At 70.4% G+C, this 25,035-nt stretch carries 26 protein-coding genes and 1 other RNA gene; 16 read left to right on the top strand and 11 right to left on the bottom strand.

Features of this window, described 5'->3' with window-relative positions; all coding sequences use genetic code 11:
* Positions 1-2 precede the first annotated feature (2 nt).
* The gene (waaA, locus tag ACZ5PP_RS09030) at positions 3-1,274 is read right to left on the bottom strand and encodes a lipid IV(A) 3-deoxy-D-manno-octulosonic acid transferase (RefSeq protein ID WP_273422996.1); all 1,272 of its coding nucleotides are present in this window, start codon (positions 1,272-1,274) and stop codon (positions 3-5) included.
* Positions 1,275-1,417: 143 nt separating this feature from the next.
* Here waaA and ACZ5PP_RS09025 point away from each other — a divergent pair, with 143 nt between their 5' ends.
* Together ACZ5PP_RS09025 and ACZ5PP_RS09020 are read left to right on the top strand one after the other, a co-directional pair.
* Positions 1,418-2,425 carry an NAD-dependent epimerase gene (locus ACZ5PP_RS09025; protein ID WP_374617210.1) on the top strand — a complete coding sequence of 336 codons (1,008 nt, stop codon included), beginning with the start codon at positions 1,418-1,420 and terminating at the stop codon, positions 2,423-2,425.
* Between the two features lie 89 nt (positions 2,426-2,514).
* On the top strand, positions 2,515-3,312 hold the full coding sequence (locus ACZ5PP_RS09020) for a symmetrical bis(5'-nucleosyl)-tetraphosphatase (RefSeq protein WP_004304272.1): 798 nt from the start codon (positions 2,515-2,517) through the stop codon (positions 3,310-3,312).
* A gap of 16 nt (positions 3,313-3,328) precedes the next feature.
* Here the strand turns inward: ACZ5PP_RS09020 and ACZ5PP_RS09015 are convergent, their stop codons facing one another.
* Both ACZ5PP_RS09015 and ACZ5PP_RS09010 read right to left on the bottom strand, forming a co-directional pair.
* Positions 3,329-4,162, bottom strand: a complete 834-nt coding sequence (locus ACZ5PP_RS09015) for a lysophospholipid acyltransferase family protein (protein WP_464826977.1) — start codon at positions 4,160-4,162, stop codon at positions 3,329-3,331.
* A 38-nt stretch (positions 4,163-4,200) separates the two neighbouring features.
* Positions 4,201-4,968 (bottom strand): GNAT family N-acetyltransferase, encoded by a 768-nt coding sequence (locus ACZ5PP_RS09010; RefSeq protein ID WP_464826976.1) that lies wholly within the window; start codon positions 4,966-4,968, stop codon positions 4,201-4,203.
* A gap of 111 nt (positions 4,969-5,079) precedes the next feature.
* Between ACZ5PP_RS09010 and ACZ5PP_RS09005 the strand changes: the two genes are divergently transcribed.
* The 3 genes from ACZ5PP_RS09005 (at position 5,080) to ACZ5PP_RS08995 (ending at position 7,022) form a co-directional block, all read left to right on the top strand.
* Positions 5,080-5,529 carry an HIT family protein gene (locus ACZ5PP_RS09005; RefSeq protein ID WP_464826975.1) on the top strand — a complete coding sequence of 150 codons (450 nt, stop codon included), beginning with the start codon at positions 5,080-5,082 and terminating at the stop codon, positions 5,527-5,529.
* 90 nt (positions 5,530-5,619) lie between these two features.
* Positions 5,620-6,555, top strand: coding sequence for a carbohydrate kinase family protein (locus ACZ5PP_RS09000; RefSeq protein ID WP_273422990.1), 936 nt, complete (start codon positions 5,620-5,622; stop codon positions 6,553-6,555).
* Positions 6,549-7,022, top strand: coding sequence for an outer membrane lipoprotein (locus ACZ5PP_RS08995; protein WP_012585951.1), 474 nt, complete (start codon positions 6,549-6,551; stop codon positions 7,020-7,022). The genes ACZ5PP_RS09000 and ACZ5PP_RS08995 overlap by 7 nt, the downstream gene beginning before the upstream one ends.
* An 86-nt stretch (positions 7,023-7,108) precedes the next feature.
* Here the strand turns inward: ACZ5PP_RS08995 and ACZ5PP_RS08990 are convergent, their stop codons facing one another.
* The 5 genes from ACZ5PP_RS08990 to ACZ5PP_RS08970 form a co-directional block, all read right to left on the bottom strand.
* A complete protein-coding gene (locus ACZ5PP_RS08990; RefSeq protein WP_273422988.1) occupies positions 7,109-8,305 on the bottom strand; it encodes a DUF3426 domain-containing protein in 1,197 nt (398 codons plus the stop codon).
* Entirely contained in the window at positions 8,302-9,204 is a 903-nt protein-coding gene (prmA, locus tag ACZ5PP_RS08985; protein WP_004304285.1) for a 50S ribosomal protein L11 methyltransferase, read from the bottom strand. Before prmA ends, ACZ5PP_RS08990 begins: the two co-directional genes overlap by 4 nt.
* 6 nt (positions 9,205-9,210) lie before the next feature.
* Complete coding sequence (gene accC / locus ACZ5PP_RS08980) at positions 9,211-10,569, bottom strand: acetyl-CoA carboxylase biotin carboxylase subunit (RefSeq protein WP_004304287.1); 1,359 nt, start codon at positions 10,567-10,569, stop codon at positions 9,211-9,213.
* Between the two features lie 7 nt (positions 10,570-10,576).
* On the bottom strand, positions 10,577-11,029 hold the full coding sequence (accB, locus tag ACZ5PP_RS08975) for an acetyl-CoA carboxylase biotin carboxyl carrier protein (protein ID WP_004304289.1): 453 nt from the start codon (positions 11,027-11,029) through the stop codon (positions 10,577-10,579).
* A 445-nt stretch (positions 11,030-11,474) separates the two neighbouring features.
* Positions 11,475-12,098, bottom strand: a complete 624-nt coding sequence (locus ACZ5PP_RS08970; protein WP_004304292.1) for a hypothetical protein — start codon at positions 12,096-12,098, stop codon at positions 11,475-11,477.
* Positions 12,099-12,181: 83 nt separating this feature from the next.
* Between ACZ5PP_RS08970 and mpl the strand changes: the two genes are divergently transcribed.
* On the top strand, positions 12,182-13,528 hold the full coding sequence (mpl, locus tag ACZ5PP_RS08965) for a UDP-N-acetylmuramate:L-alanyl-gamma-D-glutamyl-meso-diaminopimelate ligase (RefSeq protein WP_464826974.1): 1,347 nt from the start codon (positions 12,182-12,184) through the stop codon (positions 13,526-13,528).
* A gap of 61 nt (positions 13,529-13,589) precedes the next feature.
* Here the strand turns inward: mpl and ACZ5PP_RS08960 are convergent, their stop codons facing one another.
* The 3 genes from ACZ5PP_RS08960 to ACZ5PP_RS08950 are packed head-to-tail and all read right to left on the bottom strand — an operon-like array spanning position 13,590 to position 15,339.
* Positions 13,590-14,249, bottom strand: a complete 660-nt coding sequence (locus ACZ5PP_RS08960) for a BON domain-containing protein (RefSeq protein WP_043743217.1) — start codon at positions 14,247-14,249, stop codon at positions 13,590-13,592.
* Positions 14,249-14,842 carry an SIS domain-containing protein gene (locus ACZ5PP_RS08955; RefSeq protein ID WP_004304296.1) on the bottom strand — a complete coding sequence of 198 codons (594 nt, stop codon included), beginning with the start codon at positions 14,840-14,842 and terminating at the stop codon, positions 14,249-14,251. The genes ACZ5PP_RS08960 and ACZ5PP_RS08955 overlap by 1 nt, the downstream gene beginning before the upstream one ends.
* Before the next feature lie 44 nt (positions 14,843-14,886).
* Positions 14,887-15,339 (bottom strand): YraN family protein, encoded by a 453-nt coding sequence (locus ACZ5PP_RS08950; protein WP_464826973.1) that lies wholly within the window; start codon positions 15,337-15,339, stop codon positions 14,887-14,889.
* Here ACZ5PP_RS08950 and rsmI point away from each other — a divergent pair.
* The 10 genes from rsmI to ACZ5PP_RS08900 all read left to right on the top strand — a co-directional run bounded on the left by rsmI (position 15,338) and on the right by ACZ5PP_RS08900 (position 25,035).
* The gene (rsmI, locus tag ACZ5PP_RS08945; RefSeq protein ID WP_374616623.1) at positions 15,338-16,225 is read left to right on the top strand and encodes a 16S rRNA (cytidine(1402)-2'-O)-methyltransferase; all 888 of its coding nucleotides are present in this window, start codon (positions 15,338-15,340) and stop codon (positions 16,223-16,225) included. The two genes, ACZ5PP_RS08950 and rsmI, sit on opposite strands and share 2 nt — an antisense overlap.
* 74 nt (positions 16,226-16,299) lie before the next feature.
* Entirely contained in the window at positions 16,300-17,340 is a 1,041-nt protein-coding gene (gene pyrC / locus ACZ5PP_RS08940) for a dihydroorotase (protein ID WP_004304301.1), read from the top strand.
* Between the two features lie 49 nt (positions 17,341-17,389).
* On the top strand, positions 17,390-17,845 hold the full coding sequence (locus ACZ5PP_RS08935; RefSeq protein WP_276662177.1) for a hypothetical protein: 456 nt from the start codon (positions 17,390-17,392) through the stop codon (positions 17,843-17,845).
* Positions 17,846-17,885: 40 nt separating this feature from the next.
* Positions 17,886-18,359, top strand: an RNA gene (gene rnpB, locus ACZ5PP_RS08930) — RNase P RNA component class A.
* A gap of 360 nt (positions 18,360-18,719) precedes the next feature.
* A complete protein-coding gene (gene mraZ / locus ACZ5PP_RS08925; RefSeq protein WP_004304305.1) occupies positions 18,720-19,163 on the top strand; it encodes a division/cell wall cluster transcriptional repressor MraZ in 444 nt (147 codons plus the stop codon).
* The gene (rsmH, locus tag ACZ5PP_RS08920) at positions 19,160-20,095 is read left to right on the top strand and encodes a 16S rRNA (cytosine(1402)-N(4))-methyltransferase RsmH (RefSeq protein ID WP_464826972.1); all 936 of its coding nucleotides are present in this window, start codon (positions 19,160-19,162) and stop codon (positions 20,093-20,095) included. The genes mraZ and rsmH overlap by 4 nt, the downstream gene beginning before the upstream one ends.
* Positions 20,095-20,361, top strand: a complete 267-nt coding sequence (gene ftsL, locus ACZ5PP_RS08915; RefSeq protein ID WP_004304309.1) for a cell division protein FtsL — start codon at positions 20,095-20,097, stop codon at positions 20,359-20,361. The genes rsmH and ftsL overlap by 1 nt, the downstream gene beginning before the upstream one ends.
* A complete protein-coding gene (locus ACZ5PP_RS08910) occupies positions 20,358-22,124 on the top strand; it encodes a peptidoglycan D,D-transpeptidase FtsI family protein (RefSeq protein WP_004304310.1) in 1,767 nt (588 codons plus the stop codon). The genes ftsL and ACZ5PP_RS08910 overlap by 4 nt, the downstream gene beginning before the upstream one ends.
* Positions 22,125-22,129: 5 nt before the next feature.
* Positions 22,130-23,626, top strand: coding sequence for a UDP-N-acetylmuramoyl-L-alanyl-D-glutamate--2,6-diaminopimelate ligase (locus tag ACZ5PP_RS08905; RefSeq protein WP_012585948.1), 1,497 nt, complete (start codon positions 22,130-22,132; stop codon positions 23,624-23,626).
* Positions 23,623-25,035 carry a UDP-N-acetylmuramoyl-tripeptide--D-alanyl-D-alanine ligase gene (locus ACZ5PP_RS08900; RefSeq protein WP_276662181.1) on the top strand — a complete coding sequence of 471 codons (1,413 nt, stop codon included), beginning with the start codon at positions 23,623-23,625 and terminating at the stop codon, positions 25,033-25,035. The genes ACZ5PP_RS08905 and ACZ5PP_RS08900 overlap by 4 nt, the downstream gene beginning before the upstream one ends.

Below are 25,035 nucleotides of genomic sequence, written 5' to 3'. Positions count from 1 at the left end.
GCTCACGCCTCACGCCTCGCAGCCAGCGCCGTGAGCAGCGCAACGCTGCGCGCGGTCGCGCCTTGGTGCGTGGTCGCGAAGGCGCGCCCCGCGGCGGCGATCTGCGCGCGTCGCTCCGGGTCGGCGACCAGCGCCAGCGCCTCGCGCATGCCGGCCTCCGCATCCTGCGCGCGCACCGCGGCACCGGCGCGCTCGGCGTCCTCGGCCACCGCCTGGAAATTGAAGGTGTGCGGGCCGATCACCACCGCGGTGCCGACCGCGCAGGCCTCGATCAGGTTCTGCCCGCCGAAGGCCAGCCAGCTGCCGCCGATCAGGGCGACGTCGGCGGCGGCGTAGTAGGCGAACATCTCGCCCATCGAGTCGCCGAGCAGCACGCGCGCGTCCGCACGCACCGCTTCATCCGCACTGCGCCGCTGCAGCGCGAGGCCGCGCGCGCGGGCGAGCGCGGCGACCTCGTCGAAGCGCTGGGGGTGGCGCGGCACCAGCAGCAGCAAGGCCGCGGGCGGCGCCAGGCGGGCGAAGGCGTCGAGCAGCAGGGCCTCCTCTCCCTCGCGGGTGCTCGCGGCGAGCAGCACCGGGCGCGCGCCGATGCGTTCGCGCAGGCTGCGGCCGAGCGCCAGCAGCGGCGCCGGCGGGGCGATGTCGAACTTGAGGTTGCCGGTGACCGTGACTCGGCGCGCGCCGAGTTGGGCGAGGCGGGCGGCGTCAGCGGCGGTCTGCGCGCCGATCGCCGCGAGTGCCTTCAGGGTGAGCGCGGTAAGCGCGGGCAGGCGGGCGTAGCGACGCGCCGAGCGCTCCGAAAGACGGGCGTTGGCAAGCATCACCGGAATGCGGCGGCGCCGGCAGGCGGCGAGGAGGTTGGGCCACAGCTCGGTCTCCATCACCACTCCGAACAGCGGGCGGAAGTGGCGCAGGAAGGCGTGGGCGAAGCAGCCGAGGTCGTAGGGCAGGTAGGCGCGCAGCACACGCGGCTCGTCGCGGAAGAGGGTTTTCGAGGTGTCGCGACCGGTCGGCGTCATGTGGGTGAGCAGCACCGAGTGCTCCGGCCATTCGGCGAGCAGGGCGCGCACCAGCGGTTCGGCGGCGCGGGTCTCGCCCACGGAGACCGCGTGCACCCAGATCACCCCCACCGGCGCGCGCGTCCGGTAGCGCCCGAAGCGCTCGCCGACGTGGCGCAGATAGGCGGGCTGGTGGCGCGCCCGCCAGGCCAGGCGCAGCAGCACCAGGGGCAGGGCGAGGATCCACAGCAAGGTATAGGGCAGGCGGGTCAGCATCGGGTGGAAGGGGAGGACGACCGCCGCAGTATAAGCAAGGACGCCGGCCGCGGTCCTGCGCGCGATGAAGGAAACCGTTCACACTGTGCGCTGGCGTGGGCATGCGATAATTTGTCCAATCCATCGCCCAGCCAATTTCCTCCATGAAGATCCTCGTCACCGGCGCTGCCGGTTTTATCGGCATGCACACCACGCTGCGCCTGCTCGCGGGCGGCGACGAGGTGGTCGGCCTCGACAACCTGAACGACTACTACGACCCCACCCTCAAGGAGGCGCGCCTTGCCCGGCTGCAGCCGCACGCGGGCTTCCGCTTCGTGAAGATGGACGTGGCCGACCGCGCCGGCATGGAGGCCTTGTTCGCCGCCGAGAAGTTCGACCGCGTCATCCACCTCGCCGCCCAGGCCGGGGTGCGCTATTCGCTGCAGAACCCGCACGCCTATGTCGACAGCAACCTGGTCGGGTTCATGAACATCCTCGAGGGCTGCCGCCACGCGAAGGTGCAGCACCTGGTCTATGCGTCGAGCTCCAGCGTGTATGGCGGCAACACGAAGATGCCGTTCTCGGAGAGCGACAGCGTCGACCACCCGGTGAGCATCTACGCGGCGACCAAGAAGGCCAACGAGCTGATGGCGCACACCTATAGCCACCTCTACGGCCTGCCCACCACCGGGCTGCGCTTCTTCACCGTGTATGGCCCCTGGGGCCGCCCGGACATGGCGCTGTTCCTGTTCACCAAGGCGATCCTGGAAGGGCGTCCGATCGATGTCTTCAACCACGGCCGCATGCGGCGCGACTTCACCTATGTCGACGACATCGTCGAGGGGGTGATCCGCACCCTTGACCGCATCGCCGAACCCGATCCCGCCTTCGATCCGATGCAGCCGAACCCGGGCACCGGCAGCGCACCCTACCGTGTGTTCAATATCGGCAACCATGACCCGGTCGAACTGATGGAGTTCGTCGCCGCGATCGAGGATGCGCTCGGCACCACCGCGCAGAAGAACTTCCTGCCGCTGCAGGACGGCGACGTCCCGGCCACCTACGCCGACACCGCCGCGCTGAACGCCTGGACCGGCTTCGCCCCGGCGACCAGCGTGCGCGAGGGCGTCGGCCGCTTCATCGCCTGGTACCGGGAGTACTACCGGGTCTGATCCGCCCGGGGCGGCCCGGCGCGACGGCCGCCCCCCGATCTACAACCTTCCATGCGCTGCGGCCCGCCGGCCGGCAGCGGCAGGAATCGATGGCCAACTACGCAATCGGCGACATCCAGGGCTGCTACGCCCCGCTGGACCGCATGCTCGACCGCATCGCCTTCGATCCCGCGGTCGACCGGCTGTGGATCGTCGGCGACCTCGTCAATCGGGGCCCCGAATCCCTGCGCGTGCTGCGTTTCCTGCGCGGTCTGGGCGATGCTGCGAGCATCGTGCTCGGCAACCACGACCTCTACCTGCTGATGGTCGCCGCCGGCTACAAGCGGCGCGACAGCGACGACACGCTGTTCCAGGTGCTCGAGGCGGACGACCGCGACGAGTTGCTGGAGTGGCTGAGCTTCCAGCCCCTGATGCGGGTCCATGGCGACCACGTGCTGGTGCATGCCGGCCTCTTGCCCGGGTGGACGGTGACGCGCGCGCAGGCGCTCGCCGCCGAGGTGGGTGCGGTGCTGGCCGGGCCGAAGTCGCGCGAGTTCCTGCTCCACCTCGCGGGCAACCGCCCGGATCGCTGGTCGGACGGGCTCAAGGGCTGGGACCGTCTGCGCGTGATCGTCAATGCCATGACGCGGCTGCGCTTCTGTACCGCGCAGGGGCGCATGGACCTGAGTGCCAAGGGCGCGCCGCACAAGGCGCCGTCGGGCATGCTGCCGTGGTTCCGCGTGCCCGACCGTTTCAGCCGTACCCATACGATCGTCTGCGGGCACTGGTCGGCGCTCGGCTTCTACCGCGAGCCGGGGCTGATCGCGCTCGATTCGGGCTGCGTGTGGGGCGGCAAGCTGACCGCGCTGCGCATCGAGGACGACGCGGTGTTCCAGGTCCCGGGCTGAGCCTGCGGCGGTGGTCTCAGGTCTGCGCGTCGAGCGCGATGCCGATGGCGGTGGCGATCTCGCCGCGCGTGCGTGCAGCCAGCGTGCGCCGGTCCGCTCCGTCGGCGGTGGCGATCGGCGCCGCCACCGTGATGCGCGCGATCGTGCGCGGCGCGGCGATGATGTTGGCGATGCACTCGCCCAGGCTGAGCTCGCCATCGTAGGCGGGCGCGCGGCTGAAGCGGTCGTCCGGCGTGCGGTATTGCAGCGCGAGGGGCTGCACCGGATGGCCGCAGGCGATCGCCGGCTGCAGCAGCGCGGCGTGGAAGTGCAGCAGGGTCGCGCCGTCGGTGGTCGTGCCCTCGGGGAAGATGGCGACGTTGCACCCGGCGTCGAGCAGCGCGGCGGTTTCCTCGTTGATGATGCGGGCGTGGCCACGGCTGCCGCGACGCAGGAAGATGGTGTCGTTCTTCGCCGCCAGCCAGCCGATCACCGGCCAGGCGCGTACCTCGGACTTGGAGACGAAGGCGGCGGGGGCGAGCGCGTTGATCGCGAAGATGTCCACCCAGGAGACGTGGTTGGCAACCAGCATGCAACCGGGTGCGATTGCCTCGCCGCGGTGCTCGAGGCGCATCCCGAGCACCCGCAGCAGCCCCTGAGACCAGCGCTGGCGCAGGGCCTCGCGAGTGTCGCGACCGGTGAGCGGATAGATCGTCGCGATCGTCAGCACCCCCTGCAGTAGGTGCAGGGCGAGCCGGGTCCAGCGCGTCGCGCGCAGCAGCCCACCGGCGCGCGCCTCGCGCGCCGCGGCCGCGCGGGTGGCTGCTCCGGACGCGGAGGCTGGTGGCGCGGTGCCGGCACCGGCATGCATGGCGCGATCCTGCACGAGGTCGGGGTGGCGGGGGGCGTTCAGTCCTTGCGTCCCATGAAGTGGCGGGCGTAGCGCCCATCCACGCGGCCGATCGGCATCAGGATGGGCAGGTCCGCGGTGTTGAAGTCGGGGTCCCATGCCGGGTCGCCGCAGACCCAGGCTCCCGCGCGCAGGTAGCCCTTGATCAGCGGTGGCGCCTCGGCGTCGAGGTCGCCGCGCAGGCTCGCGAGCGGCAGGGGGCAGCGCGGGAAGACGTGGTACTCGAGCGGGGCGAGGTGTTTTTCGCGCAGGCGATTATACAGGCTGGCCGCGGCGTGCCCGCCGTCGGCCATGCTCACCGAGGCGCAGCCGATCAGGTATTCGTAGCCGTTCTCCTGCATGTAGCGCGCGAGCCCCGACCACAGCAGCGCGATCACCGCGCCGCTGCGGTAGTCGGCGTCGATGCACGAGCGCCCGATCTCCACGAGCTGGCCGCGCAGGTGCTGCAGGCGGGTGAGGTCGAATTCGTTCTCGGAGTAGTAGCCACCCACCCGGCGTGCGGCGGAGGGCGACAGGATGCGATAGGTGCCGACGATGCGGCCGGCATCCTCGTCGCGCACGATCAGGTGCTCGCAGAAGGGATCGTAGAGGTCGCGGTCGACGCCCGGACTGCGTGTGGGCAGGCGGGCCCCCATCTCCTCGGCGAAGACCCGGTAGCGCAGCTTCTGCGCCTCGAGGATCTCGGTCTCGCTGCTGGCGAGGCCGACGTGCAGGTTGCGCGTCTTGCGCGCGGCGGTTTGCTGGCGGGGCTGGAGGTGCTGGAGCATGGCCTGTGTCCGTCCTGTTGGGTGCGGACCATTCTCGAAACCCGTCGTTGCGACGCGGTGACGTGCTGGTTACGATGCGATGACGCACATCCGGCCCCAGGAGAACTTCGCATGCAGTGCACGACCCCGCCCGACCACGACCCCGACTGCGTGTTCTGCCGCATCGCGCGCGGCGAACTGCCGTCGTCCAAGGTGTATGAGGACGCCGACACGCTCGCCATCATGGACATCCAGTCGGTCAATCCCGGCCACATGCTGGTGCTGGTCAAGCCGCACCGCGCGAACATCTACGCGCTCGACGACACCCTCGCCGGCGCGGCCTTCCGCACTGCGGCGCGGGTCGCCCGCGTGGCGAAGAAGGTGACCGGCTGCGAGGGAGTGACGCTGCTCCAGGCCAACGAGAAGGCGGGGGCGCAGACCGTGTTCCACTTCCATCTCCACGTGCTGCCGCGCTGGGAAGGCGACGGCATGGCGCTGGCCTGGCCGGTGAAGAACCCGCCGCGCGAGGCGCTCGAGGCGATGGCGGCGAAGCTGCGCGAGGCGCTCCCCGGTCAGGACTGAAGACCTGGCCGCGGCTCCGGCGGCGGCGGGGGAAGGCGGAGGGGCCGCGTATAATCCGGCTTTCGCCCACCCTCCGCCTGCCTGCCTTCCATGTCCATCCTCGTCTGCGGATCGGTCGCCTACGACTCGATCATGGTCTTCCACGACCGCTTCCGGAATCACATCCTCCCCGAGCAGATCCATATCCTCAACGTCTCTTTCCTGGTGCCCGACCTGCGCCGGGAGTTCGGCGGCTGTGCCGGCAACATCGCCTACGGGCTCAAGCTGCTCGGCAGCGATCCGCTGATCGTCGCCACCGTGGGCGAGGACGCAGGTCCCTACCGTGCGCGCCTGCGCGCGCTCGGGCTGCGCGAGGACTTCGTGCGCGAGGTGCCGGGCACCTTCACCGCGCAGGCCTTCATCACCACCGACCTCGACGACAACCAGATCACCGCCTTCCATCCGGGGGCGATGTTCCACTCGCACCTGAACGACGTGCGCACCGCGGCCGGTGCGACGCTGGGCATCGTCTCGCCCGACGGCGCCGACGGCATGCTGCGCCACGCCGACGGCTTCGCCGCGGCCGGGGTGCCCTTCGTGTTCGACCCGGGCCAGGCCCTGCCCATCCTTGGTAGCGAAGCGTTACTGAAATGCCTGCAACAGGCGCGCTACTGTACGGTCAATGACTACGAGGCCCGGCTGATGTGCGAGAAGACCGGGCGCAGCGAAGCGGAGCTCGCCCGCGAGGTGGAGGCGCTGGTGGTGACCTTGGGAGCGGAAGGTTCGCGCGTGCTTTGGCGCGGCGAGGTGTTCGAGGTGCCGGCGGTGAGGGCGGACGCGATCGTCGACCCGACCGGTTGCGGCGACGCCTACCGTGCCGGCCTGCTGCACGGTATCGCCGCGGGCTGGGACCTGCGCAGGAGCGCGCGCCTGGCCGCGGTCATGGGCGCGCTCAAGATCGCCCAGCGTGGCGGACAGAACTACGCGCCTTCGCGTGCAGACGTCGGGGCGCGTTATCGCGAGGCTTTCGGAGAGGATCTATGGTGAATCGAAGCGGGATGAAGTGGCGCGCCCTGGCCGGCGCGATGATCGCGGCGCTGGCGGTGGGCGGCTGCGCCCAGGGACTGGGGGGTGGCACGTATGCGCGCACCGAGGCGCGGCGCGCGATGACGGTGCAGTTCGGCACCATCGAGGCGGTACGCGCGGTGCAGCTCGAGGGAACGAAGACGCCGATCGGCTCGGTCGCGGGCGCGGCCATCGGCGGTATCGCCGGCAACACGGTCGGCGGCGGACGTGGCCAGGCCGTGGCCACCGTCATCGGCGCGGTGGCCGGCGGGCTTGCCGGCTCTGCGGTGGAGGAAGGTGCGACCCGGCAAGCGGGCGTGGAAGTCACCGTGCGTCTGGACAATGACCAGTTTCTCGCCGTGGTGCAGGCCGACGAGGGCGAAGGCTTCCGCCCCGGTGAGCGCGTCCGCGTGCTGCGCGACGCCGGCACCACCCGCGTCTCGCGCTGAGAAGGATGCCGGGCGCGAGCCCGGCGCATGCGGGGTCGAGCGCGCTCGCTCCCGCTCCTCACCCCTGATGCCTTACGCCTCACTCCTCACGGATAGAATGCATAGATCCGGTATCCCGTCGGTGCCAGCGCCGGTGCGGCGAAGGGAATGCGCAACTCGATCGCGCTGCGTGCCATGAAGGCTTCGTGCGGCTGGCTCGGTGGCAGCCAGTCGGTGGATGGCAGCACGCGGCGCGAGATCGGGTTGTCGCCGGCGTCGGTGAGGGTGAGTTCCAGATGCGGCCACTGCTGCGGATAGTCCGCGCGGTTGTTGAGCGTGGCTTGCAGCAGGTAGTAGCCGGGCCGCCCGGGTTCGGCCTGCAGGTCGGAAGCCTCGATCGCGATGTGTTCCGCATCGCGCGGATAGGGCACGCCGCAGCCGAAGCGCGCGCAGGCCTCGCTCAGGACGGGGCGCAGGCCGGGGAGGGCGCGCGCCAGCTCCATGCGATACAGATAGGTGGCCTGCGCCGCGAGCAGCGCGGACAAGCCGACCGCGAGCAGCATCGCGAGCGCGCGTACGAGCGGGTGGGTTTCCTTGCGCGGGCGTCCGTAGTTGGCGTCGAGGCGGGCGAGGTCGGGCTCGTGAGGCGAGGCGGGTTGTTCATCCTCGTGTGCAGGGATGGAGGCGGGTTCCGGTGCGGCCCGCGCGGATTCGCGCACGGGGGTGGAGAGCCCGGGGATTGCGGTGGCCGGATCGTCGTCGAAGGGCGGCGGTGGCGTGTAGGAGATCGTCGGTGCGAAGGGCCCGGGCGCGGCGAGGTCCCTGCCGCGAGCAGGCGTTCCGCCCTCGTCCTCGTCGATCGGCAGGCCTCGCCGGGCGCTGCGCAAGACTTCCGGAAAGGGCTGGGCCGCTGCGGCGCCCTCGTCGAAGGCGGGGGCCGTGCCGGTCTGCCCGTCGTCCATCGCGGTGCCGCGCAGCGCGGGCTTGTGCGCGGGCGCGAGCCAGTCCTCGTAGTCGTCGAGACCCGGCTCGGGCAGCGGCGCCCGGATCGGCGGCGAGGGGGCAACCTCGGGGATGTCGAAGTCGAGCAGCGGATCGGGGCGTGCTTCATACACCGGTCTCGCCGCGGGGGGTGGGGGCGCCGCTGTGGTCGCGGCGCCGTCGTCGCGAACCTCGACCGTGTGCTCGAGCGCGTTGAAGGGGTGGAAGCAATGCCCGCAGCGGACCTCGCCGCCCCGTGCGTGAAGCTGCTCCGGGCGCAGCCGGAACACCGTCTGGCAGGCGGGGCAGCGGGTGATCATCATGGCCCGGGGCGCCGTCCCTCGAGGCGGATCCAGCCTTCGTGCGCCGCGCCCACGTGCAGTGCGATGTGCGGTGCCCAGGCCTCCACGACCTGCGCGGCCTGGGTCTCGAGCACGCCCGACAGCGCCACCCGGCCGCCCGGAGCGACCCGCGCCGAAATCGCCGGCGCGAGCACGCACAGCGGGTTGGTGAGGATGTTGGCGACGACCAGATCGAAGGTGTCGCCGACCGGCACGGCAGAGTGCTGCAGGCGTACGGCCGCGTGGTTGCGCGCGGCGTTGTCGCGCGCGGCCTCGACCGCCTTCTCGTCGATGTCGATGCCGAGCACCGCGCCGGCGCCGAGCTTGGCCGCGGCGATGCCGAGGATGCCCGAGCCGCAGCCGTAGTCGAGCACGCTGCAGCCGGGCGTGACCACCTCGCACAGCCACTCCAGGCAGAGCCGGGTGGTGGGGTGGGAGCCGGTGCCGAAGGCCATGCCGGGGTCGAGCTCGATGTTGATCGCGTCGGCGTCGGGCGCCTCGTGCCAGGACGGCACGATCCACAGCCGGTCGGTGATGCGGATGGGATCGAACTGGCTCTGGGTGAGCTGCACCCAGTTCTGCTCGGCTACCGTCTCGGTGGAGAACGGGGGGACGGCGTCGAAACCCGCCGCGCGGGCGGCTTCGGCGAGCATCGCGCCGAGCTCGGCCGGATCGGCCGCACCGTCGAACAGCGCGATCACCCGGCTGTGGTCCCACAGCGCGGTGGGCAGGTGGCCGGGCTCGCCGAACTGCGGGCGCTCCGCCTCGGTGCCGGCGTCGGCGTCCTCGATCGAGACAGAGAGCGCGCCGGCCTCCATCAGTGCGTCGGAGAGCGCCTCGGCCTTGTCGGCCTCGGCCTGCAGGGTCACCGAGATCCACATCGCGCGTCAGTCCTGCACTTCGTTGCGGTGGGTGAGCTTGTGCTCGAGGTAATGGATGCTGGTGCAGCCCTCGTTGAAGCGCGGGTCGAGCATCAGGGTCTGGTGCAGCGGGATGTTGGTCTTGATGCCCTCGACCATCATCTCGGAGAGCGCGATGCGCATGCGACGGATCGCCTGCTCGCGAGTGTCGCCGTATGCGATCAGCTTGCCGATCATCGAGTCGTAGTGGGGCGGCACGGTGTAGCCGTTGTAAACGTGCGAATCGACCCGGATCCCCGGCCCACCTGGCGTATGCCAGTTGGTGATGCGACCGGGCGAGGGCGTGAACTTGAACGGATCCTCGGCGTTGATCCGGCACTCGATCGCGTGGCCGCGGAACTCGATGTCGCGCTGACGGAACCAGAGCTTCTCGCCGGCGGCGATGCGGATCTGCGCCTGCACGATGTCGATGCCGGTGATCAGTTCGGTCACCGGATGCTCCACCTGCACCCGCGTGTTCATCTCGATGAAGTAGAACTCGCCGTTCTCGTAGAGGAACTCGAAGGTGCCGGCGCCGCGGTAGCCGATCTTGCGGCAGGCTTCCGCGCAACGTTCGCCGACCTTGGCGATCGTCTTGCGGTCGATGCCGGGGGCCGGCGCTTCCTCGATCACCTTCTGGTGGCGGCGCTGCATGGAGCAGTCGCGTTCGCCGAGATAGACCGCGTTGCCGTGCTGGTCGGCAAGGATCTGGATCTCGACGTGGCGCGGATTCTCGAGGAACTTCTCCATGTATACGACGGGGTTGCCGAAGGCCGCCTGGGCCTCGGCGCGGGTGGTGGTGACGGCGTTGAGCAGCGCGGCCTCGGTGTGCACCACGCGCATGCCGCGCCCGCCGCCGCCGCCGGCGGCCTTGATGATCACCGGGTAGCCGACCGCGCGTGCGATCTTGACGATCTCCTTCGGATCCTCGGGCAGTGCGCCGTCCGAACCCGGCACGCAGGGCACGCCGGCGGCCTTCATCGCATCCTTGGCAGAGACCTTGTCGCCCATCAGGCGGATGGTCTCGGGGCGTGGGCCGATGAAGACGAAGCCCGACTGCTCGACGCGCTCGCCGAAGTCGGCGTTCTCGGAGAGGAAGCCGTAGCCGGGGTGGATGGCCTCGGCGTCGGTGACCTCGGCGGCAGAGATGATGGCCGGCACGTTGAGGTAGCTCTGCGCAGAGGGCGGCGGGCCGATGCAAACGGACTCGTCGGCCAGTCGCACGTACTTGGCGTGGGTGTCGGCCTCGGAGTGGACCGCGACCGTCTTGATGCCGAGTTCGCGGCAGGCGCGCAGGATGCGCAGGGCGATTTCCCCGCGGTTGGCGATCAGGATCTTCTCGAACATGGCGGACTCAGCCGATCACGAACAGGGGCTGGCCGTATTCGACGGGCTCACCGTTCTCGACCAGGATGGCCTTGACGACGCCGCTGGCGTCGGCCTCGATCTCGTTCATCAGCTTCATCGCCTCGATGATGCACAGGCGGTCGCCGGTGGCGATCTTCTGGCCGAGTTCGACCAGCGGCTTCGCGCCCGGGGCCCCGGCGCGATAGAAGGTCCCGACCATGGGCGACTTGACCACGTGACCGTCGGGCAACTCGTCTTCTGCATCGGTCAGGGCGGGGGAGGCGACGACGGCCGCCGGTGCGGCTGCGGGTGCGGGGGGGACCTGGGCATAGTAGGTTGCCGGAGGTGCGCTGGTGTGCTTGGCGATGCGTACCTTTTCCTCGCCTTCGGTCACCTCGAGCTCCGAGATGCCGGACTCCTGGACGAGATCGATGAGTTTCTTGAGCTTGCGCAGATCCATGGTGTTCTCCGGACGGGACCGCGATCGCCTCGACGGGCGCCACGATCGGGATGATTCAGTGTTCGGGTTTCGCGCACACGCCGAGGCCGCCGCGGTCGGGCGGCGGACTGGTGCGGAAACGTTTCGTGCTGAGGGGGCCGCGCGCGAACTCGCTCGGCCGGGATGGCTCGCCACCACGGGCGGAATGCGTGCAAGCGACCTCGTGAAGCACCGCCCCGTCATGCCGGGGGGCTGGCCCGAGCGCCCGGTGAAGATGGGTCGTCAAGCATTTTGAGCGCTTCATGGATGCAAGTTTGCCGTAAATCGCGGCAAATTGTCCACTTTGGGTTGTGATCTGGACTTGCGTGGAGGGTGCCTGGGACCCGGCGCCGTGCGCGGATTCTGCGCTCGTGCGCCGTGGGCTGCAAGCCGAGGAGGGTGCCCGGCATGGCGGGGCAGGCAAACCTCAGGGAGCGTGCGACCCCGTGTCGCGTGTGCTCTCCACCGCCGCGGCGACCAGGGCCTCGACCTGGGCGAGGCGGGCGCGATCCTGGCCGCGGCGCGGGCTGCGCTCGGCGGCCGAGGGATAGATCGACACCTTCACCGGCACGTCGTCCCAGTCGAAGCTGAGGATGGCCTCGGGCGTATGCGGTGCGGGGCGGCGCGGCTCGCGGTGCTCGTAGGCGAAGTCCTGGTTGAGGAAGAAGATCTCGACGTCCTTGGTGCTCTCGGGGAAGAGTTCGATCTCGAGTTCCGAGTAGCGTCCGGCGGTGCCGTCGAGGGCTCCGCCGGTGAGGTAGGGGCGAAAGTCGGCGAGCAGGCGCATGACCTCGATCGCCGCGCTGCGCATCTCGAGCAGGCGCTGCGGCTGCTCCTCGTCCTGGTAGATCGCAAGCCAGGCGCGCAGCTCGGCCTCGACCTCGTTGTTGTTGGGCAGGGCGTCGGCGTCGGTGGCGCCGAGCTGTTTCGCAGCCTTGCGCTTGGCGAAGCCGAAGTCGCTGATGCCGTCCTCGGCCATCATGCGTGCGGCGAGCGCGGCGATCTCGCGCCGCAGGCCGCCGCTGCGTGATACGTGGGCGTGTGAGGGCATGGTGGGCCTCGGGTAGAATGCGCGCCCATTGTAATACACCCCCGGTTGCGGCCGGATGAAGGCTTAGCGGAGCGCGAACCCCCATGCACATCCATATCCTCGGCATCTGCGGCACCTTCATGGGCGGCGTCGCGCTGCTCGCGCGCGCCGCCGGCCACACCGTCACCGGCTGCGACGCCAACGTCTACCCGCCGATGAGCACGCAGCTCGAGGAGCAGGGCATCGGGCTGATCGAGGGCTACGACACCAGCCAGCTCGACCTCGAGCCCGACATGTACGTCGTCGGCAACGCGGTGTCGCGCGGCAATCCGCTCCTCGAGGCGATCCTCGACCGCGGCCTGCCCTACGTGTCCGGGCCGCAGTGGCTGGCCGAGCACGTGCTCGCCGGGCGCTGGGTGCTGGCGGTCGCCGGCACCCACGGCAAGACCACCACGACCTCGCTGCTCGCCTGGATGCTGGAGGATGCGGGTTTGTCGCCATCCTTCCTGGTGGGCGGCGTGCCGCAGAACTTCGGCGTGTCCGCGCGCCTGACCGAGTCGCCCTTCTTCGTGATCGAGGCCGACGAGTACGACACCGCGTTCTGCGACAAGCGCTCGAAGTTCGTGCATTACCGGCCGCGCACCGCGATTCTCAACAATCTCGAGTTCGACCACGCCGACATCTTCGCCGACCTCGGCGCGATCGAGACCCAGTTCCACCATCTGGTGCGCACCATCCCGGCGAGCGGCCGCATCGTCGCCAACGCCCACGAGGACAGCCTGAAGCGCGTCATCGAGCGTGGCTGCTGGTCGGAGCTGGAATGGTTCGGCGGCGACGGCCGATGGACGGTGGGCACCGGGGCGGACGAGGCCGAGGCGGTGTTCCGCCTCGATGGCGTCGAGCAGGGCCGGGTGCGCATGGCGCTCGCCGGCAGCCACAACCGCGACAACGCGCTCGCCGCGATCGCCGCCGCGCGCCACGTCGGCGTCACGCCCGCGCAGGCGATCGCCAGCCTCGGGCGTTTCGCCGGCATCAAGCGCCGGCTGGAACTGCGCGGGACGGTAAGAGGTGTGAGCGTCTATGACGACTTCGCCCACCACCCGACCGCGATCGCGCTCACCGTCGGCGGCCTGCGCCGGCGCGAACCGCAGGGTCGCATCCTGGCGGTGCTCGAGCCGCGCTCGAACACCATGAAGCTGGGCGTCATGAAGGCGCAGTTGCCGGCCAGCCTCGCCGAAGCCGATCTGGTGTTCTGCCATGCGCACGGGCTGGACTGGGATGCGGCCGCGGCGCTCGCCCCGCTGGGCGCACGCGCGCGTACCTACGATCGCCTGGATGCGCTGGTCGCCGCCGTGGTTGCGGCGGCACAGCCCGGCGACCACATGCTGGTGATGAGCAACGGCGGCTTCGGCGGCGTGCACCAGAAGCTGCTCGACGCGCTCGGAGCGTAAGTCGCATCCCGGGCGGCGCGTTCGGAAGGACGCCGCCGCCAGGGATGCCGGTCGGGGGCGCTCAGTTGCGGCGCGCGCCGGTCGGGTTGTCGAGGCGGCGGGCTTCCTCGTCGCTGATGTATTCGAAAACCCGCACGACCTTGCGCACGCCTTGGCTGGTGCGCGCCACCTCGGCGGCGGCGTCGGCCTCGCTGCGGGGGACGATGCCGAGCAGGAAGACGACGTTGGCCTCGGTCACCACCTTGACGTTGTGGGCCGAGACGGCCCCGGAGTCGATCATGCGCGCCTTCACGTTGGAGGTGATCAAGGTGTCGTTGCCGCGCGCGGTGAGGCTGGAGTTGGGCGCGATGGCGACTTCGTTGATCACGCCGCGCACATTCTCGACGCCGGCCACGATGCCATCGAGCTGGCCGCGCACGGTCTCGTTGGGCGCTTCGCCGGTGAGCAGCACGTTGCGGTTGTAGGAGGTGACGTTGACATGCACGCTGTCGCCGAGGCGCTCGCGGATGCGCGCCGCCACCTTCCATTCGATCCCTTCGTCCTCGACATAGGTGCCGCTGGTGCGACGGTCGGAGACCATCGCCGCACCCGCGCCGACACCGGTGGCGACGACCGGGAAGCAGCCCTGCAGCAAGGGCAGTGCGATGGCTGCGGAAAGGCCCAGGAGGAGGGTGCGCCGGCTGGACTTCGCCGGTCTGTCGGCGTGTTGGGGTCGGGTCATCAGTCTTCCACTCCGAGTAAGAGGCAGTCGATACCGTCGCACAGGCAGTGCAGGATCAGCAAGTGGATTTCCCGGATGCGGGCAATCCGCTCGGCGGGTGCGCAGAGCAGGATGTCGGCCGGGCCGAGCGTCTCGGCGGTGCGCCCGCCACCGGCGCCGGTGAGGGCGATCACTCGCATGTCGCGCTCATGGGCGGCGCGGATGGCGTCGAGCACGCGCGCCGAATCGGGGTTGGCGGACAGGGTCAGCAGGATGTCGCCGGGCTGCCCGAAGGCGGCGATCTGACGGGCGAACAAGGCTTGGGTATCGGGGTCGCCGGCGATCGGGGCGAGGCTGGAGCTGTCGGCGCTCAGCGCCATCGCGGCGAGCGCCGGGCGTTCGAGCTCGAAGCCATTGACCAGCTGAGCGGCGAAACGGCGCGCGTCGCCGGCCGAACCGCTGCTGCCGCACACCAGCACCTTGCCGCTGTCGAGCAGGCTGGCGGTGATCAGCTCGACCGCGCCGGCGATCGGCGCGGCAAGCAGCTCGAGCGCCTCGAGCGAGGCGCGCATGTTGTCTTCGAACTGGTGCGAGATGCGGTCGATCAGGTTCATGCGGCAAGCGGCGTCTGCGGGGCGCCAGAGTCTAGCACGCGCTATCAGCCGGCATCGAAGGCCCCCGGGAGCCAGATGATGCGCGCCGGGTCGAGCGCGTCGAGCAGCACCGCGTCGAAGCGGCAGGCTGCGTCGCGAAAGCGCCGCCCGGCGCCGCCCAGCCACCACTGCGCGGCGATCAGCACGCGGCGCTGCTTGGCCGCGGTGATGCTCTCGGCGGCGCCGCCGAAGCGGTTGTTGCGGCGCAGGCGCACCTCGACGAAGACGACGTGGCTGCGGTCGAGGCAGACCAGGTCGACCTCGCCGCCGCGGCAGCGCACGTTGCGCGCGATCACGCGCAGGCCGTGTGCGGCAAGGTGTTCGGCGGCGAGCGCCTCGGCAGCGGCGCCGCGCGCTTGCGCCGGCGTCGGGCGTGCGCCGATACTGTCCTCACCCGCGTGCGCGCCCCGGGCGTCCTCGCCCGCGCTGCGCGTCCAGCCTCCGGATCTCCCGCCCATGACCGTCTCCGCTCCCTTGCCCGATCGTCCGCTCTCCAGTACGCCGTCATTGTATGTGGTGGCGACGCCGCTCGGGAATCTGCATGACATCACGCTGCGCGCGCTCGCCGTGCTCGCCGCGGTGGACGTGGTCGCGGCCGAGGATACGCGCCACAGCCAGCGCCTGCTCGATGCGCACGGTATCCGCGCGCGCATGCTCGCGGCGCACCAGCACAACGAGCACGAGGCCGCCGGGGTGATCGTCGCCGAGCTCGCTGCCGGCCGCCAGGTCGCGCTGATCACCGACGCCGGCACGCCGGCGGTGTCGGACCCGGGCGCCCGCCTGGTCGCGCGGGTGCGCGCCGCGGGGCATCCGGTGGTGCCGTTGCCCGGGCCGTGCGCGGCGGTGGCGGCCCTGTCGGTATCGGGCTTCGCCGAGGGGGGCTTCCGCTTCGTCGGTTTCCTGCCGGCGAAGGCCGGTGCGCGCGCGGCGGCGCTGCGCGAACTCGCCGACGAGCGCGCCGCGATGGTGTTCCACGAGGCGCCGCACCGCATCGTCGAGTGCGTCGCCGACATGGAGCAGGTCCTCGGTGGCGCACGCGAGCTGCTGATCGCACGCGAGATGACCAAGCTCCACGAGCAGATCGTGCGCATGCCGCTGGCGCAGACCGCCGCCTGGTTCGCCGCCGACGCCAACCGCCTGCGCGGCGAGTTCGTGCTTGTGGTGGAAGGCGCGCCGGCCGGCGAGGTGGTGGATGCGCGGGCGCGCCGGGTGCTCGATCTGCTGCTCGCCGAGCTGCCGGTGAAGGGGGCGGCGCGGCTTGCGGCCGAGATCACCGGGGCGCCGCGCAAGGCCTTGTACGCGCTCGCGCTCGAGCGCAAGGGCGAGGATTCGCCGCAGGCGTGACGCATGCACGCCCGCGTCGGCCGTGCGCACCGCCGAAGCGCCTATAATCGGCGGGTCACACGAGGAACGCCCCGATGCAATCGATTACCCTGATCCGCCCCGACGACTGGCACCTGCATGTGCGCGACGACGCCGCGCTCGACGCGGTGGTGCCGCACACCGCCGCCCGCTTCGGCCGGGCGCTGATCATGCCCAACCTGAAGCCGCCGGTCACCACCACCGCGCAGGCGCTCGCCTACCGCGAGCGCATCCTCGCCGCGGCGCGCGGGTCGAGGTTCGAGCCGCTGATGAGCCTCTACCTCACCGACAACCTGTCGCCGGACGAGATCGACCGCGCCCGCGCGAGCGGCCACGTGGTCGCCTGCAAGCTCTATCCGGCGGGCGCGACCACGAACTCCGACGCCGGCGTCACCGCGATCGACAAGATCTATGCGGTGCTCGAACGCATGGAGAAGCTCGGCATGGTGCTGTGCGTGCATGGCGAGGCCACCGGGGCGGAGGTTGACGTGTTCGACCGCGAGCGCGTCTTCGTCGAGCGCACGCTGTCGCCGCTGGTGCGGCGTTTCCCGGGGCTCAAGGTGGTGTTCGAGCACATCACCACCGCGGAGGCGGCGCAGTTCGTGCGCGCAGCGGGCTCGCACGTGGCCGCCACGGTCACCGCCCACCACTTGCTGCTCAACCGCAACGCGATCTTCGCCGGCGGCATCCGCCCGCACCACTACTGCCTGCCGGTCCTCAAGCGCGAGAGCCACCGCGAGGCGCTGATCGCCGCGGTCACTTCGGGCAACGCGCGCTTTTTCCTTGGCACCGACTCCGCGCCGCATGCGCGCAGCACCAAGGAAAACGCCTGCGGCTGCGCAGGCTGCTACACCGCGCACGCGGGCATCGAGCTCTACGCCGAGGTCTTCGACGCCGCCGGCGCGCTCGATCGCCTCGAGGCCTTCGCCAGCCTCAACGGCCCGGCCTTCTACGGCCTGGCGCCGAGCAGCGACACCATCACGCTGCGGCGCGAGCCCTGGAGCGTGCCGGCGAGCTACCCCTACCTGGGCGAAGACCCGCTGGTGCCCTTGCGCGCCGGCGAGCAGGTGGGCTGGAAGCTGGTGGAAGGGGCCTGAGATGGGCGTCCGCATGCTTGAGACGGGCGCCCGGGATGCGGGCGCGCCCATGTCGATCCGGCCCGGCGTCCGCGGCGGCGCCGGGCGCGCGCTGCGCCGCGGTCTCGCTGCCGTCGGTCTGCTCGCCGTGCTGGCGGGTTGCGAGAACAGCGCCACCGCCTACATGATCGAAGGCAACCAGCACGCGCTGATCCTGGTGCGCGAGCAGAAGTTCTTCTGGGATGACGAGTTGCGTCAGGCGATGGTGGTGTCGCGCCTGCCCGCCTGTCAGAAGCGCATCCGCATCCATCCGGGCTCGGCGACCCTCGTCGAGATGAAGATCTACGCCGCCGGAGACGGCCTGTGGGCGCTGCACCAGGGCGCGCGTTGGTATCTCGCCGGTACCGAGGAGTGCCGCGTGCAGGACTGGGACAATCCGGGTGACCGCCCGCCCGGAGCCCTCGTCGGCAGCTTCGTCCTCAAGGACGGCGCGCCCGCCTTCGTACCCGCGCCCGCCACCAAATAAGCCGGGCGACGCCCTGCCGGCACGCGTATAATCCGGGCCGGAAGTCCGCCAGGCAGTCGCTGCGCACCTCGTCGTGCGTGGAGGAAAGTCCGGGCCCCGCAGAGCAGGATGCCGGCTAACGGCCGGGCGCCGTGAGGCGACGGAAAGTGCAACAGAGAGCAGACCGCCGATGGCCCGGACTTCGCTGCCGCAAGGCAGCAGAGTCCATTTTGAAGAGCTTGCTCTTCAATGGGTACAGGTAAGGGTGAAACGGTGCCGCGGCTTGCGCGAGCAAGCTGAGGGTCGGTGCGCAAGCATCGGCAGGTAAGAGCTCACCGCAGGACTGGCAACAGGACTGGCACGGCAAACCCCATCCGGGGCAAGGCCAAATAGGGGAGCATCGGCGTGGCTCGCGTCGCTCCCGGGTAGGCTGCTAGAGCGCCACGGCGACGTGGCGCCCAGAGGAATGACTGCCCGATGTCACCGGTCCGCCGGTGGCGTTCGACAGAACCCGGCTTATCGGCGGACTTCCCACTTCTTCCCCTGTTTCCGCCCGCGCATGCCCCCTCTGCGAGCGGAAGGCAGCAGCGTTCTCCCCCATCCGCTCGGAATCCGCCAGTGCGAGCAGGCCGGATTGCACCGGCATTCCCACTTTTTCCCACTGCGCCCTTTGCGCGGCCCGATTTCGCGTGCCGCGCGAACGTCCATGCGCATCTCCCTTGATTTTTCAGGATTTATCCGTGTCTTGGCGCAGAGCGGTAAGTCATTGTGCAACAAAGGGATTCCGATCTTGCAGCCTTGACCCGGTATGGCCTTTCCTCTAAAGTGGGTTCAAGTGGAAAAAAGTGGGGAAAAGTGTCGTTCCGATGCTTTCCCGAAGCCGTCAGGGGGTTCGATGTTCCAGGGAGCGGTGGCGCTCAATCTCGATGCGAAGGGACGCCTTGCGATTCCCGCGCGGCATCGTGATGCCCTGGCCGTCGACAACGGCCAGGTGGTGCTGACCGCCCATCCGCACGGCTGCTGCCTCGTCTATCCCGTCCCCGCCTGGAATCCGATCCGCGACCACGTGCTGCGCGCACCGAGCCTGGATCCGCAGGCGGCGATGCTCAAGCGCCTGCTCGTGGGCTTCGCCCAGGAAGAGACGCTCGACGCCGCCGGTCGCGTGCTGGTGGCGCCCTCCCTGCGCAAGTTCGCCGCGCTCGAGAAGCAGGTTTGGCTGGTCGGCCAAGGTGCGCACTTCGAGCTGTGGTCCGACGAGCGCTGGGAGAAGCAGCAGCAGGCGATGCTGGAACTGGTCAATACCGGCCTGCCGCCCGGGTTCGAGAGCCTCGCGCTGTGAACCTCGCCGATGCCCACGTCAGCGTCCTCCTCTCCGAAGCGGTCGACGCGCTTGCGATCCGGGCCGACGGCTTCTACGTCGACGGAACCTTCGGGCGCGGCGGCCACAGTCGCGCGGTGCTCCAACGCCTCGGACCGCAGGGGCGGTTGATCGCCTTCGACCGTGATCCGCTGGCGATCGCTGCCGGGCAGGGGGTGGGCGACGCCCGGCTGACGCTCGTGCACTCGGCGTTCAGCGCGCTCGACGACGAGCTCGCGCGCCTGGGCGTGCAGGCGGTGGATGGAGTGCTGCTGGACCTCGGGGTGTCTTCGCCCCAGCTGGACGACGCTGCGCGCGGGATGAGCTTTCGCTTCGACGCCCCCCTCGACATGCGCATGGATACGAGCCGCGGGCAGACCGTGGCGGAGTGGCTGGCGGAGGCGTCCGTCGGCCAGATCACGGAGGTCATCAGGGAATATGGAGAGGAACGGTTTGCTCATGCGATTGCAAAGGCGATTGCAAATGCTCGGGCAGGGGGGGCTGTCGCAACCACTGGACAACTTGCCGCGCTCGTGGAAAAGGCGGTCCGCACGCGCGAGCCGGGGCAGCACCCGGCGACACGCACCTTCCAGGCTCTTCGGATTTTCATCAATCAGGAACTCGAGGAGCTGAGCCGCGTGCTGCCCGTCTGCGTGTCCCGGCTGCGGCCGGGTGGGCGCCTGGCGGTGATCAGCTTCCATTCGCTCGAGGATCGCATCGTGAAGCGCTTCATGCGTGACGAGTCGCGTCCGCCGGTGCTGCCGCGCCGGCTGCCGGTCAGGGCGGCGGATCTGCCCGCGCCGCGCCTGCAGCTCGTCGGCAAGGCGATGCGCCCGAGCGACGCCGAGGTCGCGGCCAACCCGCGCGCGCGCAGCGCGGTGCTGCGCGTGGCCGAGCGCACGGAGGCGCCCTGATGGTGCGCATCGACGCCGTCCTCGTCGCCCTCGCCGTCGCCAGCGCGCTCGGCGTCGTCGCCTCCCAGCACCAGGCGCGCCGCCTCCATGGCGAGTACGAGCGCGAGCAGGCGCGCGCGCAGGCGCTCGAGGTCGAGTGGGGCCAGCTCCAGCTCGAGCAGAGCACCTGGGCGACGCACGGTCGCATCGAGAAGCTCGCCCGCGACCGCCTTCACATGCAGTTGCCGCCCGAAGGGCAGGTGCTGGTCGTGGAGCCTCAATCATGAAAAAGCAACGTGCCGTCACCTTCAATCACAACCCGCTGCTCAAGCGCGAGTTGCCGGCCTGGCGGCCGCGCATCATCATGCTCGCACTGATGGGTTGTTCGCTCGCACTGGTCGGACGTGCGCTCTACCTGCAGGGGGTCAATAACGACTTCCTCCAGGCCAAGGGCGAGTCGCGCTATGCGCGCGTGCTCGAGGTCCCCGCCACCCGCGGCCGCATCACCGACCGCCACGGCGACATCCTCGCGGTGAGCACGCCGGTGCGCGCGGTCTGGGCCCTGCCCGCCGATGCCCGGCTGGAGCCGGCGCAGGTGCGCGAGCTCGCGCGCCTGCTCGAGATGAACGTCGGCGAGCTCAACGCCAGGCTCGCCGCGGGGCGCGACTTCGTCTACCTCAAGCGCCAGGTGCCGCCGGAGGTGGCGCAGGCCGTCGCCGACCTCCGCCTGCCCGGCATCCACCAGGAAAAGGAATACCGTCGCTACTACCCGGGTGGCGAGGTGATGGCGCACATCCTCGGCTTCACCGATCTGGAAGATCGCGGCCAGGAGGGGATCGAGCTCGCCTTCGACAAGCGCCTGTCGGGCCGTGCCGGCGCGCGCCGGGTGATCAAGGACCGCCGCGGCCAGATCGTCGAGGACGTCGAGGCGATCCGTCCGCCACGCGATGGCGACGAGGTGGCGCTGTCGATCGACGGCAAGATCCAGTATCTCGCCTGGTCCGCCCTGCGCGAGGCGATGGAAGAGCACAAGCCCAAGGCCGCGGCTGCGGTGGTGCTCGACGTGCGCACCGGCGAGGTGCTCGCCCTGGTCAATGCGCCGACCTTCAACCCGAACAATCGCGCCAACCTCACCGGCGCGCAACTGCGCAACCGCGTCTTCACCGACGCCTTCGAGCCCGGCTCGGTGATGAAGCCCTTCATCGCCGCGCTCGCGCTCGAGCGCGGCAAGGTCAAACTCAATACCCCGATCGATACCGGCAACGGCCGCATGACGATCGGCACCGCGACCATCTCCGACACCAAGCGCCACGGCGTCATCACCATGGCGCAGGTGGTGCAGAAGTCCTCCAACATCGGCACCGTGAAGATGGCGCAGCAGCTCGGCGCAGAGGAAATGTGGCACCTCTTCGACCAGCTCGGCTTCGGCACCCCGCTCAACCTCGGCTTCCCCGGCGAGACTTCCGGGCGGCTGCGTCCCGCCAAGACCTGGCGGCCGATCGAGCAGGCGACGATGTCTTACGGGCACGGCATCTCGACGAGCCTGATCCAGATGGCGCGTGCCTACCTCGTGTTCGCGCGCGAGGGCGAGCTGGTGCCGCTGTCGCTGACCCGGGTGGACGGCACGCCGAGTTCCGGGCGCCGCGTGTTCTCGGCCGACACCGCGCGCCAGATGCGCACCGTTCTGGCGATGGCGGCGGGTCCCGGCGGCACCGCGATCCGCGCCCAGGTGCCCGGCTACACGGTGGCGGGCAAGACCGGTACCGCGCACAAGCTCGAGGATGGCCGCTATGCGCGCAAGTACATCTCGTCCTTCGTCGGCTTCGCCCCGGCGAGCGATCCGCGCATCGTGGTCGCGGTGATGGTGGACGAGCCTTCCGCAGGCCAGCACTACGGCGGCACGGTCGCCGCGCCGGTGTTCTCGCGCATCACCGAAGGCACGCTGCGCACGCTCGGCGTCGCCCCCGACATGCCCTTGACCCCGCTCCAGCTCGCTCGCCGCGGCGGCGACGAGGCAGCGAGCGAAGGCAGCAGCCGGGAGAGCATGTGAGCGCCATGCAAGCCCTCGCGGTGCTCGATCGACTGCGTGCGCTCGGCGTCCACGCCGACGACATCACCGCCGATTCGCGCAAGGCCGGCCCGGGTTGCGTGTTCGCGGCCTGGCCCGGCCAGCGCACCGATGGCCGCCGCTTCCTCGCCGATGCAGTCGTGCATGGCGCCGCCGCGCTGTTGTGGGAGGATGGCGACGGATTCTGCGCGCCCGCGCTCGCGGTGCCCGGTTTCGGCGTGCGTGGCCTGCGCGAGCTCGCCGGGCACCTTGCCCACGAACTCCACGGCCGGCCTTCGCAGTCGCTTTGGCTAGCCGGCGTCACCGGCACCAACGGCAAGACCACCGTCTCGCAGATGCTCGCGCGTGCGCTCGGCGAACTCGGCGAGCGCTGCGGCATCGTCGGTACGCTCGGCTGCGGGTTCCCCGACGCCCTCGAGGAAGGGCTCAACACCACGCCCGACGCGCTCGAATTGCAGCGCTGGTTTGCGCGCTTCCGCAACCAGGGGGCGGTGGCCGCGGCGATGGAGGTGTCTTCGATCGGGCTCGACCAGGGGCGGGTCAATGGTGCGCAGTTCGACGTCGCGATCTTCACCAACCTGAGTCGCGACCACCTCGATTACCACGGCACCATGGAAGCCTACGCCGCGGCCAAGGCGCGCCTGTTCGAGCGCCCGGAGCTGTCGGCCTGCGTGATCAACATCGACGATCCCTGGGGCCTGGCGCTGGCGCGCCGGCTCGTCGTCGAGGGGCGCGCGGTGATCGCATGCACCCTCTACGCCGCCAACGCCGACGCGGTGCCCGGCGCGCGCGTGCTGCGCGCCGATCGCCTGCAGGCGGCGCCCGCAGGACTGCGCTTCACCCTCGTCTGGGAGGGGCGCGAGGCCGAGATCGGCGTGCGCATGGTGGCGCACTTCAACGTCTCCAACCTGATCGCGGTTGCGGGCGCGCTGCTGGCGCGCGGCATCGCCTTCGACGAGCTGCCGCCGGTGCTCGGTCGGCTGGCGCCGCCGCAGGGGCGCATGCAGCTCGTCGGCGGGGTGTGCGAGCCGCTCGTGGTGATCGACTACGCGCATTCGCCCGATGCCCTCGCCAAGGTGCTCGAAGCCTTGCGCGGCACGGTGCATAGCCGCCGCGGCCGCCTGGTGTGCGTGTTCGGCTGCGGCGGCGACCGCGACCCGGGCAAGCGCCCGATGATGGGCGAGATCGCCAGCGCGATCGCCGATCGCGTGGTGATCACCAGCGACAACCCGCGTTCGGAGGATCCGCAGCGCATCGTCGAGGCCATTGCCGCCGGCGCCGGCGCCGCGGCCGAATGCGTGGTCGACCGCGCGCAGGCGATCACCCGCGCGGTGGGCGAGGCGCGGGCCGACGACGTCGTGCTGATCGCAGGCAAGGGCCACGAGCCGTACCAGGAAATCCTCGGCCAGCGCCTGCCTTTTTCGGACCTGGAGCAGGCGAAGCGCGCGCTCGCCGCCTGGCATGCAAGGGAGAATGGCCGATGATGAGCCTGCACGACGCCACGCGCGCACTCGCCTGCCATGGTGCGCGGGCGACCGGGGAAGGGCGCTTCGACAGCGTCGGTACCGATACCCGCGCGCTCGCGCCCGGGCAGTTCTTCGTCGCCCTGCGCGGCGAGCGCTTCGACGGCCACGACTTCGTCGCCGATGCGGCGAAGGCGGGCGCCGCCGCGGCCATGGTCGATGCCGCCTGGAGCGCCGGCAAGGCCGATGCCGGCCTGCCCCTGCTGGTGGTGGACGACACGCGGCGTGCGCTCGGCACGCTCGCGGCGGCTTGGCGGGCGCGTTTCGCGCTGCCCCTGATCGGCGTCACCGGCAGCAACGGCAAGACCACGGTGAAGGAGATGTGTGCCGCGATCCTGCGCGTGCAGGCGAGCCGCGACGGCTTCGGCGAGGAGTCGGTGCTCGCTACGCGCGGCAACCTGAACAACGACATCGGCATGCCGCTCACGCTGCTCGAACTGCGCGACTTCCATCGCGCCGCGGTGATCGAGATGGGGATGAACCATCCCGGCGAGATCGGCTACCTGAGCGCGCTCGCCCAGCCCACGGTGGCCCTGGTGAACAACGCCCAGCGCGCCCACCTCCAGGGCATGGGCTCGGTCGACGAGGTCGCGCGCGAGAAGGGCGCGATCTACGAAGGCCTGGGCGGGGCAGGCGTGGCGGTGATCAACGCCGACGATCCGCACGCCGGCTACTGGCGTTCGCTCAACGCCGGGCGGCCGATTGTGACATTCGGTATCGACCATCCGGCGGACGTGTCCGCGCGGTGTACCCTGCGCGGCCTCGGCTCGCGGCTCGAACTCGACATCCCGCAAGGGAAGATCGATTTCGCCTTGCAGGTGCCGGGTCTGCACAACGTGCGCAACGCGCTCGGCGCGGCGGCGGCCTGCCTCGCGGCAGGGGTTCCGCTCGAGGCGGTGGCCGAGGGACTGGCGGGTTTCGCCGGCACCCGCGGTCGCCTGCAACGCCGTGCCGGGCCGCGGGGCGCGCTGATCCTGGACGATTCGTACAACGCCAATCCGGATTCGGTGCGCGTCGGCATCGACGTGCTCGCCGCCATGCCGGGCCATACCTGGCTGGTGCTCGGCGACATGGGCGAGGTCGGCGAGACCAGCGCCCAGGTTCACGACGAGGTCGGTGGCTATGCGAAGAGCAAGGGCATCGACGGCCTCTTCGCGCTCGGCGAGATGAGCGCGGTGGCGGCGCACAACTTCGGCGAGGGCGCGCGCCATTTCACTTCGGTGGAGGCGCTGGTCAAGGCGCTCGTGCCGCGCCTGGATGCGGACTCGGTGGTGCTGGTGAAGGGCTCGCGCTTCATGCGCATGGAAAGGGTGGCGGATGCGCTTGCGGCAGTGCACAATCCGGCCCCTTCAACGGAAACCGGCTCCTGA

It is taken from the genome of Thauera sp. DNT-1 (assembly GCF_055393985.1).
Note: the sequence above shows the minus strand (reverse complement) of the source record. Positions and strands in the feature narration are given on the sequence as shown.

Bases quoted from the DNA above. Each gene is read 5' to 3' on its own strand.
- ACZ5PP_RS08955 (WP_004304296.1), bottom strand. From the start codon at position 14,842: ATGAACCTGATCGACCGCATCTCGCACCAGTTCGAAGACAACATGCGC.
- ftsL (WP_004304309.1), top strand. From the start codon at position 20,095: ATGGTGCGCATCGACGCCGTCCTCGTCGCCCTCGCCGTCGCCAGCGCG.
- ACZ5PP_RS08910 (WP_004304310.1), top strand. From the start codon at position 20,358: ATGAAAAAGCAACGTGCCGTCACCTTCAATCACAACCCGCTGCTCAAG.
- ACZ5PP_RS08905 (WP_012585948.1), top strand. From the start codon at position 22,130: ATGCAAGCCCTCGCGGTGCTCGATCGACTGCGTGCGCTCGGCGTCCAC.
- accC (WP_004304287.1), bottom strand. From the start codon at position 10,569: ATGTTCGAGAAGATCCTGATCGCCAACCGCGGGGAAATCGCCCTGCGC.
- waaA (WP_273422996.1), bottom strand. From the start codon at position 1,274: ATGCTGACCCGCCTGCCCTATACCTTGCTGTGGATCCTCGCCCTGCCC.
- ACZ5PP_RS08950 (WP_464826973.1), bottom strand. From the start codon at position 15,339: ATGGGCGGGAGATCCGGAGGCTGGACGCGCAGCGCGGGCGAGGACGCC.
- ACZ5PP_RS08970 (WP_004304292.1), bottom strand. From the start codon at position 12,098: ATGCCCTCACACGCCCACGTATCACGCAGCGGCGGCCTGCGGCGCGAG.
- ACZ5PP_RS08960 (WP_043743217.1), bottom strand. From the start codon at position 14,249: ATGACCCGACCCCAACACGCCGACAGACCGGCGAAGTCCAGCCGGCGC.
- prmA (WP_004304285.1), bottom strand. From the start codon at position 9,204: ATGTGGATCTCGGTGACCCTGCAGGCCGAGGCCGACAAGGCCGAGGCG.
- ACZ5PP_RS08900 (WP_276662181.1), top strand. From the start codon at position 23,623: ATGATGAGCCTGCACGACGCCACGCGCGCACTCGCCTGCCATGGTGCG.
- ACZ5PP_RS09010 (WP_464826976.1), bottom strand. From the start codon at position 4,968: ATGCTCCAGCACCTCCAGCCCCGCCAGCAAACCGCCGCGCGCAAGACG.
- ACZ5PP_RS09025 (WP_374617210.1), top strand. From the start codon at position 1,418: ATGAAGATCCTCGTCACCGGCGCTGCCGGTTTTATCGGCATGCACACC.
- ACZ5PP_RS08990 (WP_273422988.1), bottom strand. From the start codon at position 8,305: ATGATGATCACCCGCTGCCCCGCCTGCCAGACGGTGTTCCGGCTGCGC.
- ACZ5PP_RS09015 (WP_464826977.1), bottom strand. From the start codon at position 4,162: ATGCATGCCGGTGCCGGCACCGCGCCACCAGCCTCCGCGTCCGGAGCA.
- rsmI (WP_374616623.1), top strand. From the start codon at position 15,338: ATGACCGTCTCCGCTCCCTTGCCCGATCGTCCGCTCTCCAGTACGCCG.
- accB (WP_004304289.1), bottom strand. From the start codon at position 11,029: ATGGATCTGCGCAAGCTCAAGAAACTCATCGATCTCGTCCAGGAGTCC.
- ACZ5PP_RS08935 (WP_276662177.1), top strand. From the start codon at position 17,390: ATGTCGATCCGGCCCGGCGTCCGCGGCGGCGCCGGGCGCGCGCTGCGC.
- ACZ5PP_RS09005 (WP_464826975.1), top strand. From the start codon at position 5,080: ATGCAGTGCACGACCCCGCCCGACCACGACCCCGACTGCGTGTTCTGC.
- pyrC (WP_004304301.1), top strand. From the start codon at position 16,300: ATGCAATCGATTACCCTGATCCGCCCCGACGACTGGCACCTGCATGTG.
- mpl (WP_464826974.1), top strand. From the start codon at position 12,182: ATGCACATCCATATCCTCGGCATCTGCGGCACCTTCATGGGCGGCGTC.
- ACZ5PP_RS09000 (WP_273422990.1), top strand. From the start codon at position 5,620: ATGTCCATCCTCGTCTGCGGATCGGTCGCCTACGACTCGATCATGGTC.
- mraZ (WP_004304305.1), top strand. From the start codon at position 18,720: ATGTTCCAGGGAGCGGTGGCGCTCAATCTCGATGCGAAGGGACGCCTT.
- ACZ5PP_RS08995 (WP_012585951.1), top strand. From the start codon at position 6,549: ATGGTGAATCGAAGCGGGATGAAGTGGCGCGCCCTGGCCGGCGCGATG.
- ACZ5PP_RS09020 (WP_004304272.1), top strand. From the start codon at position 2,515: ATGGCCAACTACGCAATCGGCGACATCCAGGGCTGCTACGCCCCGCTG.